This window comes from Halomonas sp. GT, assembly GCF_002082565.1.
Taxonomy (GTDB): Bacteria; Pseudomonadota; Gammaproteobacteria; order Pseudomonadales; family Halomonadaceae; genus Vreelandella.
This window is the reverse complement of record NZ_CP020562.1, coordinates 4,027,049-4,040,197: the sequence shown is the minus strand read 5'-3', so window position 1 is coordinate 4,040,197 and position 13,149 is coordinate 4,027,049. Positions and strand designations below refer to the sequence as shown.

Annotated in this window: 13 protein-coding genes; 8 read left to right on the top strand and 5 right to left on the bottom strand. The window is 52.1% G+C overall.

The window, feature by feature from the left end; genetic code table 11:
• The first annotated feature begins 31 nt into the window (after nt 1-31).
• Both B6A39_RS18285 and recG read left to right on the top strand, forming a co-directional pair.
• On the top strand, nt 32-961 hold the full coding sequence (locus tag B6A39_RS18285; RefSeq protein WP_038486431.1) for a hydrogen peroxide-inducible genes activator: 930 nt from the start codon (nt 32-34) through the stop codon (nt 959-961).
• Complete coding sequence (gene recG, locus B6A39_RS18280) at nt 958-3,036, top strand: ATP-dependent DNA helicase RecG (RefSeq protein ID WP_083007715.1); 2,079 nt, start codon at nt 958-960, stop codon at nt 3,034-3,036. The genes B6A39_RS18285 and recG overlap by 4 nt, the downstream gene beginning before the upstream one ends.
• 15 nt (nt 3,037-3,051) lie before the next feature.
• On the opposite strand, the gene yccS is transcribed toward recG, so the two are convergent.
• The 4 genes from yccS to B6A39_RS18260 form a co-directional block, all read right to left on the bottom strand.
• Nucleotides 3,052-5,283 (bottom strand): YccS family putative transporter, encoded by a 2,232-nt coding sequence (gene yccS, locus B6A39_RS18275; protein WP_083007714.1) that lies wholly within the window; start codon nt 5,281-5,283, stop codon nt 3,052-3,054.
• 278 nt (nt 5,284-5,561) lie between these two features.
• Nucleotides 5,562-5,918, bottom strand: a complete 357-nt coding sequence (locus B6A39_RS18270) for a hypothetical protein (RefSeq protein ID WP_083007713.1) — start codon at nt 5,916-5,918, stop codon at nt 5,562-5,564.
• Complete coding sequence (locus B6A39_RS18265; protein WP_083007712.1) at nt 5,918-6,190, bottom strand: HU family DNA-binding protein; 273 nt, start codon at nt 6,188-6,190, stop codon at nt 5,918-5,920. The genes B6A39_RS18270 and B6A39_RS18265 overlap by 1 nt, the downstream gene beginning before the upstream one ends.
• A 102-nt stretch (nt 6,191-6,292) precedes the next feature.
• Entirely contained in the window at nt 6,293-7,483 is a 1,191-nt protein-coding gene (locus B6A39_RS18260) for an NAD(P)/FAD-dependent oxidoreductase (RefSeq protein WP_083007955.1), read from the bottom strand.
• An 87-nt stretch (nt 7,484-7,570) separates the two neighbouring features.
• Between B6A39_RS18260 and B6A39_RS18255 the strand changes: the two genes are divergently transcribed.
• The 6 genes from B6A39_RS18255 (at nt 7,571) to B6A39_RS18230 (ending at nt 12,493) form a co-directional block, all read left to right on the top strand.
• On the top strand, nt 7,571-8,152 hold the full coding sequence (locus B6A39_RS18255; RefSeq protein WP_083007711.1) for a chorismate--pyruvate lyase family protein: 582 nt from the start codon (nt 7,571-7,573) through the stop codon (nt 8,150-8,152).
• A gap of 34 nt (nt 8,153-8,186) precedes the next feature.
• Entirely contained in the window at nt 8,187-9,077 is an 891-nt protein-coding gene (ubiA, locus tag B6A39_RS18250) for a 4-hydroxybenzoate octaprenyltransferase (protein ID WP_083007710.1), read from the top strand.
• Between the two features lie 96 nt (nt 9,078-9,173).
• Nucleotides 9,174-9,863, top strand: a complete 690-nt coding sequence (gene phoB / locus B6A39_RS18245; protein WP_009723274.1) for a phosphate regulon transcriptional regulator PhoB — start codon at nt 9,174-9,176, stop codon at nt 9,861-9,863.
• 2 nt (nt 9,864-9,865) lie between these two features.
• The gene (gene phoR, locus B6A39_RS18240) at nt 9,866-11,182 is read left to right on the top strand and encodes a phosphate regulon sensor histidine kinase PhoR (protein ID WP_083007709.1); all 1,317 of its coding nucleotides are present in this window, start codon (nt 9,866-9,868) and stop codon (nt 11,180-11,182) included.
• A gap of 288 nt (nt 11,183-11,470) precedes the next feature.
• On the top strand, nt 11,471-11,773 hold the full coding sequence (locus B6A39_RS18235; protein ID WP_083007708.1) for a hypothetical protein: 303 nt from the start codon (nt 11,471-11,473) through the stop codon (nt 11,771-11,773).
• Nucleotides 11,774-12,166: 393 nt separating this feature from the next.
• Nucleotides 12,167-12,493: a hypothetical protein gene (locus B6A39_RS18230; protein WP_083007707.1), complete on the top strand. Its 327-nt coding sequence runs from the start codon at nt 12,167-12,169 to the stop codon at nt 12,491-12,493.
• Between the two features lie 101 nt (nt 12,494-12,594).
• On the opposite strand, the gene B6A39_RS18225 is transcribed toward B6A39_RS18230, so the two are convergent.
• The gene (locus B6A39_RS18225; RefSeq protein WP_083007706.1) at nt 12,595-13,074 is read right to left on the bottom strand and encodes a copper chaperone PCu(A)C; all 480 of its coding nucleotides are present in this window, start codon (nt 13,072-13,074) and stop codon (nt 12,595-12,597) included.
• Nucleotides 13,075-13,149 lie beyond the last annotated feature (75 nt).

Sequence of the window (13,149 nt, the reverse complement as noted above, 5' to 3'; positions counted from 1 at the left end):
GCTGCAACGAGAGGATGCCACTGGCACCACTATGACTTTAACAGAACTACGCTACATCGTAACCCTTGCCCAAGAACGTCACTTTGGTCGTGCCGCCGAACGCTGCCATGTTTCGCAGCCAACGCTCTCGGTGGCGGTGAAAAAGCTCGAAGACGAGCTTGATACACCGTTGTTTGAACGTTCCAAATCAACCGTGCAGGTCACCCCGCTGGGAGAGAAAATCGTTGCTCAAGCCCAGCGCGTGCTGGAACAGAGCCGACTTATCTACGAAATGGCGAATGCTGGCAAAGACCAGTTGGCTAACCCGCTGCGCATAGGCGCAATTTATACGATTGGCCCCTACTTATTTCCCCATCTAGTGCCAGCACTGGCTAGTGCCGCTCCGCAAATGCCGTTGTATATCGAAGAAGGTATGACCGGCTCTCTACGGGCAAAGTTACGCAGTGGCGAGCTGGATGTCATTATTGTGGCGCTGCCTTTCACAGAGACCGACGTGGTTACCAAGCCGATTTACGACGAGCATTTTGAGGTATTGATGCCCGCCAGCCATCGTTGGGTAAGCCGTGACGCGATTCACAAAGAAGATTTGTTAGAAGAGCGATTGCTGCTGCTGGGTGAAGGGCATTGCTTCCGCGATCAAATTTTAGAAGCCTGTCCGGCGATTACCCAAAAGCTTAACAGTCCAAATAATACGTTGATTGCAGAGGGGGGGTCATTGGAAACCATTCGCCATATGGTGGCATCTAAATTAGGCATTACGGTACTGCCACAGTCGGCGCTGGGCACAGATCAGTATGAAAATGCCATGCTGGTGAGCCGACCCTTTGTTGAACCAGCGCCTTCGCGCACCGTTGCCATTGCGTGGCGGGCAAGCTTTCCCCGGCCAAAAGCAATTGATGCGCTAGCCAAGGCGATCAGCCAATGTCAGCAGCCTGTACACACTGCTAGCCCATCCTCATGAGTGACCTCTCTGCACCGGTTTCGTCGTTGAAAGGGGTTGGTGAGGCGCTCGCGCTAAAGTTGGCGCGATTGGGAATAGACTGCGTAAGCGACCTGCTATTTCACCTGCCGTTGCGCTACCAGGACCGTACACGGCTAACGCCCATTGGCCTGCTGCGCGCAGGGAGTGAGGCGGTGATAGAAGGGGAAGTCACCGCGTGCGATGTTGTTAAGGGACGTCGGCGTAGTTTGTTAGTCAGAGTGCGCGATGGAAGCGGTATTTTAAGCCTGCGTTTTTTTCATTTTTCGCCTGCCCAGCAGCAACAGATGCGCCCCGGTGTTACTGTGCGTGCATTTGGGGAGGCGCGCGCGGGGGCAACAGGGCTGGAAATTTACCATCCTGAGTACCGGCTAAGCGGCGGTAACGATTCACCGGTTGAGGAGTATTTCACGCCGATTTACCCGACCACTGAAGGGTTGCATCAGACGCGTTTGCGCGCACTTACCCAGCAAGCGCTTGCGCTACTGCAGCGCTCCCCTGAGTTACTTCCGGACGTTATTCCAGATGCCCTGCGCCAGCGGTTCAACCTGCCTGGGTTACACGCTAGCCTGCAACTGCTACATCAACCGCCACCGGATGTGGACATTGAGCAGCTTGCCCACGGCCATCATCCCGCCACACGTAGGCTGGCACTGGAAGAGCTACTGGCTCACCAACTCAGTCTGCGTGAAGTGCGGTTACGTATTCAGGCGGATGGTGCGCCATCGCTGCCGTCGGGCCGCAGCCTGCAAACCCGCTTTTTAGCCCAACTACCGTTTGCCCTTACCGGTGCGCAGCGCCGCGTGATGGAAGAGATTACCCTAGACCTTGCGCGGCCCGCTCCGATGCTACGGCTCGTGCAGGGCGACGTTGGCTCGGGGAAGACGGTCGTTGCAGCGATGGCGGCGCTTTCAGCGCTGGCGGGCAATTGTCAGGCGGCGATGATGGCCCCTACGGAAATTCTTGCTGAACAGCACTATCGGGCGTTTAAAGCCTGGTTTGAACCGCTAGGCATCGAAGTGGCTTGGTTGGCAGGCAAGCTAAAAGGTAAAGCACGGTTAGATGCCAAAGCCGCGATTGCCGATGGCCGTGCCCGTATGGTGGTGGGCACCCACGCGCTGTTTCAGAGCGACGTACACTTTCAGTGTTTAGGGTTGGCAATTATTGATGAACAGCATCGCTTTGGCGTTCATCAACGCTTGGCACTGCGCGAGAAAGGCGAAGCGGGCGGGCTAACACCGCATCAACTGATCATGACCGCCACACCAATTCCACGCACGCTGGCCATGAGTGCTTACGCTGATTTGGATGTATCGGTAATTGATGAATTGCCGCCAGGGCGTACGCCGGTTAAAACCGTGGTGGTATCTGATGAGCGGCGGCCCGAAGTAGTCGAACGCATTCGCAACGCCTGCAGTGATGGGCGTCAGGCCTATTGGGTGTGTACGTTGATTGAAGAGTCTGAGGTACTGCAGTGTCAGGCCGCCGAAGTCACCCGTGATGAGCTAACCCAGTCGCTACCTGAACTCGCTATTGGTCTTATTCACGGGCGCATGAAGGCCAGCGAAAAAGTTGAGGTGATGGAGGCCTTCAAAACGGGTGAGCTCGACCTGTTGGTGGCCACCACCGTTATTGAAGTGGGTGTAGATGTCCCGAATGCCAGCCTGATGATTATCGAAAACCCGGAACGCCTGGGGCTCTCTCAACTGCACCAGCTGCGCGGTCGAGTAGGGCGTGGCAGCACGGAAAGCTTCTGTGTGTTGCTTTACCACCCGCCGTTATCGAAAAGCTCCCGTGAGCGCCTGAGCGTAATGCGCGAAACCACCGACGGTTTCCGTATTGCTGAAAAGGACTTGGAAATTCGTGGCCCCGGCGAAGTGCTCGGCACTCGCCAAACCGGTCTGGCTCAGATGAAAATTGCTGATCTTGAACGTGATGCCGACCAGCTAGAGCGTGTCACCGCCCTTGCTCAGGCGCTTCAAGGCAACACTGAGGTCACCGCTGTCTTAGTACGGCGCTGGTTAGGCGAAGCCGCCGGGCGCTACGGACAGGTTTAGGGCGTGATGGAGCATTTAAGCAGTGGTGCTCACTTCTTGGTGGCTCTCTACTGGGGCGTTAGTTAAACGGTTGGCGGCTTCACCAAGGGGTCCTAGCTGCGCGGCAATCAGGCGTAGCTGGCTTTGGATGGGACGGTAAAGGGCAATGGCTTGTTCGCCTCCCTCTGAGCCCTTCTTATCGAAGGAATCTGAGGCATTCTGCTCTAGCTGCGCGAGTAGGTCGTTGACGTGATCAGCTAGGGGCGTGACGGGCTGGCGCTTGTTGAGCTGCTCTGCCAGTTGCTCCAGCAGCTCGCTGATGCGCTTGGCAAGGGGCACTAAGGCAGCGTCATCCTCATCTTCAGCCAACTGATGGCGATGAGCGCCTAGGGCAGATAAATGGCTTAGCAGCGTGTTAGACAGCACTAGAAAGCGTAGGCCGCTATCGGCATCCTGTTTGCGATAGTGCCCCGGCTCGTGGAGCATATTGGTGAGCAGTGTTGAGAACGCTGCATCTGCATTGTGGGCATTGCGGCGGGCTAACCGGTAAGCCAAATCGTCCTGCTTTCCCTCTTCATACTGGTGAACAATCTCATCTAAATAGCGGCGGTGGTTGGTGAGGACTTTTGCGGCCTCCCGATACAGTCGACGCCCTTGCCAGTCAGGCAGAATAAAAAATACCGCTAGCCCAGCAATCAACGAACCCACCAAGGTATCTAATAGCCTAGGTAAGATCAGATTAAAACCGTCGCCGACCTGGTTAAAGCTGCACAGTACCAGCAGTGTGATAGAGGCGGTGGCGATAACGTAGTGACGCTCGCGGTTGGCAAAAAAACAAACGCCCGCAGCCACCGCAATCATGCTTTGTATACTGGCTTGGGGGAACAAGCTAATGGATGCCCAGCCCGCAATGAGGCCAAGCACAGTGCCGAGAATGCGCTGTGAGAGAAAACGACGCGTGGTGGCAAAGTTAGGGCGACAGACGAACAGCGTGGTAAGCAAAATCCAAAACCCCTGTTCAGGATCAAGCCACTGGAGCAACCCATAGCCCACTAACAGTGCGGTGGATAAGCGCACGGCATGGCGAAATGTGGGTGAGCCCAACGTCAAATTTAGCTGAACGCGTTTCCACGCTTCTAGCACGCTGGAGGGGGAGCGGTCGTAAAGCGAGCTATCACGACGGTCATCGTCGGTGTCTGGATTGTGGGCACTGGCAATCTGAGCTTCCAGGATAGACAGGTTATCGGCAAGGGCATTGAGCGGGTGCATGAGCGGACGCCATTCTGGCTTACCGCGTTCGCTTAGGTTGTCGATAGAGGCGCGTAGGTCGGCCAGTGCCTGCTCGCTCTGTTCATGACCGAAGGGGCGGTTAAGCAATAGCGATTTGGCTAGCTGGCGGCAGGCGCGGCCTTGCTGGTCTAAGAGTCGCTGGCAACGAAAGAGCACGTCATGGTGAAAAAACGCGTCGGTGAGCGCGCTATAGGGGTAGTGGGTAGAGCTTGCACGCTCATGAATATCCTGGGCGATAAAGTAAATCTGTAAGTAGCGGTTCAGCTTGCGGCTGCCACGCTGCCCCTCTAAGCGGCGAAAAATCATCTCTTTTGCTTGGTTGAGGGCATCGACGACTTTGCCGTTTTGCCTGGCTAGCGCCACGCGTCGCGCCTCTAGATCGACCCCACGGACAGGCTCAAACAGCGCAGACTTCAAGATTAAAAACTCACCTAGCGCTTTATATACCCGCGCCATGCTCTGTTTAACTGGCTGTCGCGAAAAAAGGGCGCACCATAGGATTGATATAACCCCATACCACGCAGCTCCCGCAAGCAGCAGCAACTGCCGGGAAGCCACGTCTGCATCCACGCCACCGTGCTGTTCAATGTTGATCATTGAGTAGATCGATAGGATTAACGTGCCCGACGCAATGGTCGCGTACCGCTGACCAATGGCACCTAGCATAATTAACGTGAAGGTAGAAACTGCCAGCCCAGCTGCGAACAGCCACGGCCAAGGGAAGAGCCACTGAACAACAAACGAGGCCGATGCAAAGCAGGCAAGTGTCACCACTAGCGCCTGTAAGCGCCCCTGCCAGCTGTCATCGGTTTCAGAAAGCGCACTCGCAATAATGCCCAAAAAAAGCGGAATCACCAGCGCGATGTCACCTGCAAAACCGCTAAACAGCAGTGCCCCGCTGAACGCAATAAACACGCGCAGGCTGTAGGCGAACTTATCTAGGGTCCATAGACGCCGCAGGGGCAATGAAATAGGCATAGAGTCTCTAATGGGTCGCTTCTTTTAGACTTTAGTTTAATGCTTAGTATAGAGGGAAGCGGGTGTGCTTGTCTTTATCCACCGTTTTTAACGGTAGTGTTCAATGGCTACTTAAAGCATCGCTATTTAAAGCATGCATCACTATTTAAAGCATAGCCGAACAAGCGTAAGGCTTGGCAACAAGAGCCTAGTCAGTGAGCGTTTGGCTTGAAAGATAGCAGGAGCAATAAGAAGAATCTTAGGAAGGAACCCGCCACCTTGTGGTGGCGAGTTAGTTATTACATATTTTTCAGTAGCTTTTGAAGCTTGTTCATATCGGCGGAGTCGCCCACTAGGCGGACTTCACCGGCTACCATGCCATCCAGAAATGCCTGTTGCGTTGGCTTTTTAAGGATTTTCAACGCGGCATCCTGATCGCGAAAACGAAGCTCAAGGTCTAGGTCAACGGGTAGCCCTTTGCCTGTATCAATGCCTTTCGGCGTCATTCGATAATACCGGGCAATGCTGAGGTCTTCCGTGGCAACACCCCAGTCCAAGCCACGCATTCGCTCAAGTTGCTCACGAAAGCGTGGTTTGCGTCGCAGGGCTCTTTTAAGCAATAAGCTCAGTAGCCACAGCGTCAGCTTGAGTTTCATTAGGAAACGGCGTCCTTAAGCGCTTTGCCGGGCTTGAACGCAACGTTTTTGCTGGCGGGAATCTGTAAAGGCGCGCCAGTTTGTGGGTTTTTGCCGGTACGTGCGGCACGCTGGCGCACGGTAAACGTTCCAAAACCAATGAGAGCGACATCTTCGCCTTTGGCAACGCTGTTAGTGATTTCGTCCAAAATAACGTTCAGGACTTGACCTGCTTTGTCTTTGGATAGATCAGCGTTTTCAGCAATTGCGGCGGCGAGTTCAGGTTTGCGCATAAAGGTATCTCCCTATGTGAAAATCAAGCGTAAGCTCATCAGTGTTGTTAGAGGCACTGCCCAGCTGGTGGCTTTTTAGCCTAGCCGTTAAAGCGGCGAGAATCAGCCTAGCAGTGCAGGTGCTACTCTGGAAAGCTCCACTTTCCTTCTCACGCAGCTGCCTGTCAACGCAAATCCAATCAAACGACCGTCTTTATTTTCAGCAATCGCTGTCATTTCACCGCCTTCTCCCTCAATTCTCCACTGTGCTGGTGTGGTGATCGGTGGGTAGGCAACCACGGGTAGTAACGGCGTTTTCACAATGACGGGCCACGCGCCAAAGCTGACTCCGGTTGGCTTTCCGGCAAGTGTCGACGCCAGCGCTTTTACGCTCGCCTGTAAGGGCTGCACGTACATAGCGTTAACTCCCTCAACGCAAGCCACATCCCCCAACGCAAATATGTTCGGTTGAGAGGTGCGTAATTGGCGATCAACAACGATACCGCGCTGGGTGACCGCCAAACCTGCTGCTTCAGCAAGTTGAATGCGCGGGACTAAGCCGGTGGCGAGTAGCGCGATGTCGGCAGCATAATGGTCGCCATTCTCAAGGCGAAGTGAGAGGGCGTTATCTGCGTCAAGAGCCAGTGTTTGCAGGTTATGCCCTAACGCAAGTTGGATGCCTGCTTCTTGGAACGCATTAGCCAGCGCCCGGCCTAGCGGCTCGGGGAGCAGGCGTTGCAGTGGTGTGCTTTCTGGCGCAATGAGGGTGACTCGATGGCCGCCAGCATGAAGGTCATTGGCGAACTCGCAGCCCACCAGTCCGGCACCGATAATCGCGACACGCTTAGTAGACGCTGCTCCTAATGCGGCATAAAACTGGCGATACTCGTCTAAGTCGTTCACCGTGAAACATCGTTTGGCGACATTTTCGGGCAGGCTGAACGGCGTATAGGGAGCCGCCCCAGTGGCTAGCACTAGATCGTCATAGTGGAGTTGCTGGCCGTTACAGAGTTCTATGCGCTGGTTATCCACATGCAAGTGTACGACTTGGGTGTGGGTAATTAACTCAGCGTTAAGTTCTTCTGCGACGCTGTGGGCGTCGCGTTGGGCGAGCTGATCTGGCGTTAAGCGTTTCGCAAAGCCTGTAGAAAGCAGCGGTTTACTGTAATCATCGCCACTATCGGCGCTGATGAGGGTAATGGCACGTGTATCGCCTTGTCGGCGTAGGGCGCGGGCAAGACCAATCCCCGCCATACCGGTGCCAATAATAATCAGTGATGAATGGGAAAATAGCGGTATTTCTTGTGCGGGCATGCAATCACCAAAAGTCGGCGGAACAAAAGCCTGTGAGGTCACCATGTTACACTAGCTTTCTGTGTATTGACCGCCTTGGAGACCCTGGTGATCGCCCCTACTGTTCGGCAAGCTTCTCTACTTCCTTATCGGCTATTTCCTCACTGGCTTCCTGTTGCTGCGGCTCGTCCTGCAATGAGCGCTTCGTGGTGGCAGTGGGTGGCATCGACGGATTCCTTAACGACGCGGCTAATCGTTGCAGGTGGCGTCAGCACGTTTCGGGTGCAATTGTTGCGACAAACGATTGGCCTACCTCTACGAGATGAAGCGCTAGCGTTGGGTATTAAGCCACGCTGCTATGCATGGCTGAGGGAAGTAGCGTTGTGTTTGGACGATAAGCCCTGGGTGGTAGCACGCTCGGTAGCGCCACTTAATCAATTACAAGGGAAGGGGTTAGATGGACTTGGCGAGCGCTCACTAGGTAGCTGGTTGTTTCAACAGCCTGACTTGGTGCGCGGGCCACTCTACGCCACCCGCCATCAGCCACGCTTTGTCGCTGAACAGTGCGCTTCTCTTTCAGACAGCGTATGGGGACGGCGCTCAGTGTTTCAACACAGTGGGTTATCGCTATTGGTACAGGAATATTTTTTATCCGCCATGGCAGATGATCTTGGCCTGCCTTCGCGCTAGGCTATCGTCAGCGTTTTCTTTTTGAGAGGTAAGCATGGACCGTTCTCTGTTGAGGCCAACGGGATGGGCTCGAGTGGCTGATTTTTTACATTTAATGCGATTGGATCGCCCAATTGGTACTTGGCTATTGATGTGGCCCACCTTATGGGCGCTGTGGATAGCGGCAGAAGGCGTGCCTGGCCGGAATGTTCTACTGATCTTTATTGCTGGTGTGTACGTTATGCGCGCCGCGGGCTGTGTGGTCAATGATTACGCTGACCGCCATTTCGATGGCCATGTAAAGCGCACTAAGCAGCGTCCGCTAGCCACTGGGCGTATCAGTGAAACCGAGGCACAGCTGCTGTTTATAGCGCTGGTAGCTATTGCTTTCATTTTAGTGCTATTGACCAACTGGTTTACGGTGCTGTTGTCGATAGGCGGTGTTGTATTAGCGTTCATTTACCCCTTTATGAAGCGCTACACCCATTTCCCTCAGGTGGTGTTGGGGGCTGCGTTCTCTTGGGCGATCCCCATGGCATTCGGTGCGGTATTGGGTCATGTCCCGTTTGAAGCATGGTTATTGTTTAGCGCGAATGTGTTGTGGACCGTTGCCTACGATACCCAATACGCCATGGTCGACCGCGATGATGATCTTAAAATTGGTATTAAATCTACCGCGGTGCTGTTTGGTAGCGCTGACCGTCTGATAATTGGTGTGCTACAAGTGGCAACACTGGGACTGCTTGCCTGGGTAGGGTGGCGTGTTGGTTTAGGGGGATTTTTCTGGCTTGGGCTAGCCGCTATGGCCGCCACGTTTGTCCACCAACAACGGTTACTGATTGGTCGTGAGCGTGGCCGCTGCTTCCAGGCATTTCTTAATAATCACTGGTCTGGTTTGTTAATTTTTGCAGGTATTGCACTAAGTTGGTGGCCAATAACTGGCTAAATATCCTCTATGTCATAGAATTGTCATCTAGTCATGGTGTTATCGTCACTGACATGTCTTTGATTTACCTTTCATTGAACACCGTGAGGCCCTGGAATGACCGCCAAGACCGTTTTGATTGTCGATGATGAAGCGCCTATCCGCGAGATGATCGCAGTGGCGCTGGAAATGGCTGACTATCGCGTGCTTGAAGCGGATAACGCCCAGGATGCCCACGCGATGATGGTTGACCACCAGCCAGATCTACTTTTGCTGGACTGGATGATGCCAGGTACCAGCGGTATTGAGCTTGCAAGGCGCTTAAAGCGCGAAGAAGCTACTGCCGAAGTGCCTATCATTATGTTAACCGCTAAAGGCGAAGAAGATAATAAAATTCAGGGGCTTGAGGCTGGAGCGGATGACTATATCACCAAGCCTTTCTCTCCCCGTGAACTGGTAGCGCGCTTAAAAGCGGTATTGCGACGTACCACCCCTCGTGGCGTCGAAGATCCTATCGAGATTAATGGTTTGCTATTAGATCCCGTGAGTCACCGTGTAAGTGCTTACGGCAAGGCATTGGAAATGGGGCCTACTGAATATCGTTTGCTGCAATTTTTCATGACGCACCAAGAACGTGCCTATACGCGTAGCCAATTGCTCGATCAAGTGTGGGGCGGTAACGTATATGTTGAGGAGCGGACAGTAGATGTTCATATCCGACGTCTACGTAAGGCCTTAGGGGAAGCTCACCAGAGTCTCATTCAAACGGTGAGAGGCACTGGGTACCGTTTTTCCGCGCGGGTGTAACGGTGCGCTTGTGGAGCCGAGAATTATGGCGGATTGCATGGTTAGCTGCCCTGGGGGCTTGTCTCGGATGGTTGCTAGGTATGTCAGGGCTTGGGTTTGCTGCAGGCCTTGCCGTTTGCTTGGTTTATCAACTGCGCCAACTGCGCGCACTCTTTAAGTGGTTAACGCTCCACCCTCATGATGAACCCCCTGCTGCAAGCGGTATGTGGGGCGAACTTTTTGATCGCTTGTATCGCTATCAAAAGAGTCAACGGATTACCCAGAATCGATTGCGTGCCACCCTTGCGCGTATTCAGGAATCATCCGAAGCAATGCGTGACAGTGTTGTCATGCTAGATCGGCATGGTGACTTAGAATGGTGGAATAGTGCCGCGACCGAAATGCTGGGGTTACAAACGGCCCACGACCGTGGCCAGCATATTACCAACCTGCTTCGTGATCCTCGATTTATCAGCTACTTTAACGCACGTAAATACGGTGAGCCGCTAACGTTAACGTCGCCCATCGATGAACGTCGTATCCTGCAATATCAAATTACACTCTATGGTGATGATGAACGCTTGGTAATGGCGCGAGACATTACCCGTTTGCATCGCCTAGAGCAGATGCGTCGTGATTTTGTCGCCAATGTTTCCCATGAGCTGCGCACACCGCTAACAGTACTGACGGGTTATTTAGAAACTTACGGCGACTTGAAAGAGCAACTTCCACCACGTTTAGGGCGAGGTATCGCTCAGATGGAAGAGCAGACGAAGCGTATGCAAAACTTAGTCAATGATCTGCTACTGCTCTCTCGATTAGAAATTGACCAAGGAGGCGAGGATCATCATGCGCTGGTGTTAGGGCCAATGCTCGACAGTATTCGACGCGATGCGCTAGCGCTCTCTAATCAACAGCACAATGTCCAAGTCGTGCTTGAAAGTGATGCGCGGCTCATTGGCAGCGAGCAAGAACTGCATAGTGCTATTTCTAATCTTGTCTTTAATGCCGTGCGTTATACCCCGGAGGGTAGTCAGATAACGCTTCGCTGGAAGTCCATGCCGGAGGGCAGTGCTTGTATTGAGGTCGACGACGACGGCGAAGGAATAGACCCTGTCCACATTCCGCGTTTAACCGAGCGTTTTTATCGTGTTGATAAAGGTCGCAGTACGGCTACCGGTGGAACGGGCCTTGGTCTAGCGATTGTGAAACATGTGTTGCTGAGACATGATGCACTGCTACAAATTGAATCCCACCCTGGCGAAGGGGCTCTCTTTCGCTGTGTTTTTCCGGCATCACGCGTTGTCGAAAGCGAGTCCATACCGCGTAATGCTGTCTAGATATAGATATTGTATAAGTGTGTCACGGTGTCATATAAGTATGGTCAAATAATGCTCATGTGCCATTTGTAGCCACTTTTCCTGCCTAAATTGAAAGATTCTAAGCGTCTTATTTATTTTTTAAAAAAATATAAATTAATGTTTATTAACGTTTTTTTATTATTTTTTATTTTTTGGCATGGCGTCTGCATTATTTTAGGTAAGAGAGAAAACCACAGGAACTGGTAAGCCGAAAGGCAGTCTTTCTTACCATTTAGCAGTATTGAACAGCGATCGAGGAGATGGAATATGATGTCCAAGGAATTACTCAAGAAAGCTGGTATTTTAAGTGTAGCGTTTGGTCTGGTTGCTAGCCCTGCGGTATTTGCTCAAGAGCCAGCGGATCCAGCAAACAATATTTCCCCAGATGAACAGCCTGTCGATTCTCAGCCTGAAAGCACAACAGGTTCGAGTGATTATGACAGCCAAGATTTGACCCATGACGAAGGCGATAACGCCAGCGACATGGAGCCAAGCTCAACGAATCATGGCGATTCAGATGCTGGCTATGACAGCACTGATGAGTTGCCTGAAGAAAATAGCGGCATGTAACATTAACTTTGGTTACATATCTTTTCAAAAGGTATTAAAACTCTTACGCTTATGGATGAGCTATTCAGAGGCAAGGATGTCAAATCGCATGGATGCTCCTAGATTCAAGGACTGAATCTTTCGACGGTCAACACGCTAGTTAGGGTTAATTCCAAGGTTGGAGTCCCTCAAACGGATAGGAAGCTAGTGTTACGTATCGCGATATTAAGAGTGCTCAAGACCCCACTTCGGTGGGGTCTAATTTTTTGTATATAGTATAATCATTGTCACGTTGCCCACTGTTTATTGGTATTAGAAATGCAATTATTCAGATGACACGTTCAGCGACTGGCAAAAAAGGTACCTTGTATCATTACATTGTCGGTTGCTCCATGTAGCAAGGAGCTTTTATTTATGTTGTTGAAAACATTTTTTAAAAATACTTCAGTTTTGGGCCTCTCGCTGGGCCTTGTCGCAAGCCCAATGGCTTTTGCGCAATCTTCCATTGAGTTGAACCAAGAGCGTGCTGATAACCAAGAAATTATTCAGCCTCAATCTCGTAACACATCGGGCCCTGCGACCTATTCAGCTAAGGATCTGATTAACGACAATGACAATACTCTGATATACACTCCCTCAAGCCGTTCCAGCACAACCGATGATGACTCTAAAGCTAACAATAGAGCAGGTTATCGCGCTGAAGAACTAAACCGTGAAGAAGGTAGCAGTACACGCTGGTAAAGAAGGCTGTGGTTAAAAGTGTGTGACAAACAAGGTTATTGAGTAAATTAGCCCCGCTTTGGCAGGGCTTTTTCGATTAAGAATATTATCGATTAACCCTATTAATGCTGATGATGGCGATCAGCCGCGTTGCTTCCTTCTTGGGCACTTTGAACCCAAACTTCTATTTCAATATCGTCTTGCTGGGCAAATTCGAGTGTGATTGGAAACCGGTCACCTTCTTCCAGTGGCTGGTGTAAGCCCATTAGCATTAAGTGATAACCGCCACCCGGGCGCATTGTCAGCGTTTCGTCTTTAGCGATTTCGATAGCATTGACGTGGCGCATTTTCATCATATCGCCTTCCATCTGCATATCATGTAGCTCAACACTTTCGCTCACAGGTGTCTGCGCACTGACCAGTGTGACGGATTCTGCATGAGCCGTAATATCTAGATAAGCGGCACCGTTTACCACACCGGGAGGTGTCGGCGTGGCAAAAGGATGAGCAATCCTTAACTGGTCGGTTTGAACGTCGTGAGCCGACGCGAAAGAGATTGAGCCAGTGAGGAGAGCCGTCAACCAGAGTGCGCGGGTCAGCATGGTCGTATTCCTTGTAGGAGCCTTATTTTCTTAACAAGGCTTATGCTTAATCTTGAGAATAATAGTGAAGCCAAA

Coding starts and splice junctions, on each gene's coding strand:
- B6A39_RS18285 (WP_038486431.1), top strand. CDS start 32: ATGACTTTAACAGAACTACGCTACATCGTAACCCTTGCCCAAGAACGT.
- recG (WP_083007715.1), top strand. CDS start 958: ATGAGTGACCTCTCTGCACCGGTTTCGTCGTTGAAAGGGGTTGGTGAG.
- yccS (WP_083007714.1), bottom strand. CDS start 5,283: ATGCCTATTTCATTGCCCCTGCGGCGTCTATGGACCCTAGATAAGTTC.
- B6A39_RS18270 (WP_083007713.1), bottom strand. CDS start 5,918: ATGAAACTCAAGCTGACGCTGTGGCTACTGAGCTTATTGCTTAAAAGA.
- B6A39_RS18265 (WP_083007712.1), bottom strand. CDS start 6,190: ATGCGCAAACCTGAACTCGCCGCCGCAATTGCTGAAAACGCTGATCTA.
- B6A39_RS18260 (WP_083007955.1), bottom strand. CDS start 7,483: ATGCCCGCACAAGAAATACCGCTATTTTCCCATTCATCACTGATTATT.
- ubiA (WP_083007710.1), top strand. CDS start 8,187: ATGGACCGTTCTCTGTTGAGGCCAACGGGATGGGCTCGAGTGGCTGAT.
- phoB (WP_009723274.1), top strand. CDS start 9,174: ATGACCGCCAAGACCGTTTTGATTGTCGATGATGAAGCGCCTATCCGC.
- B6A39_RS18235 (WP_083007708.1), top strand. CDS start 11,471: ATGATGTCCAAGGAATTACTCAAGAAAGCTGGTATTTTAAGTGTAGCG.
- B6A39_RS18230 (WP_083007707.1), top strand. CDS start 12,167: ATGTTGTTGAAAACATTTTTTAAAAATACTTCAGTTTTGGGCCTCTCG.
- B6A39_RS18225 (WP_083007706.1), bottom strand. CDS start 13,074: ATGCTGACCCGCGCACTCTGGTTGACGGCTCTCCTCACTGGCTCAATC.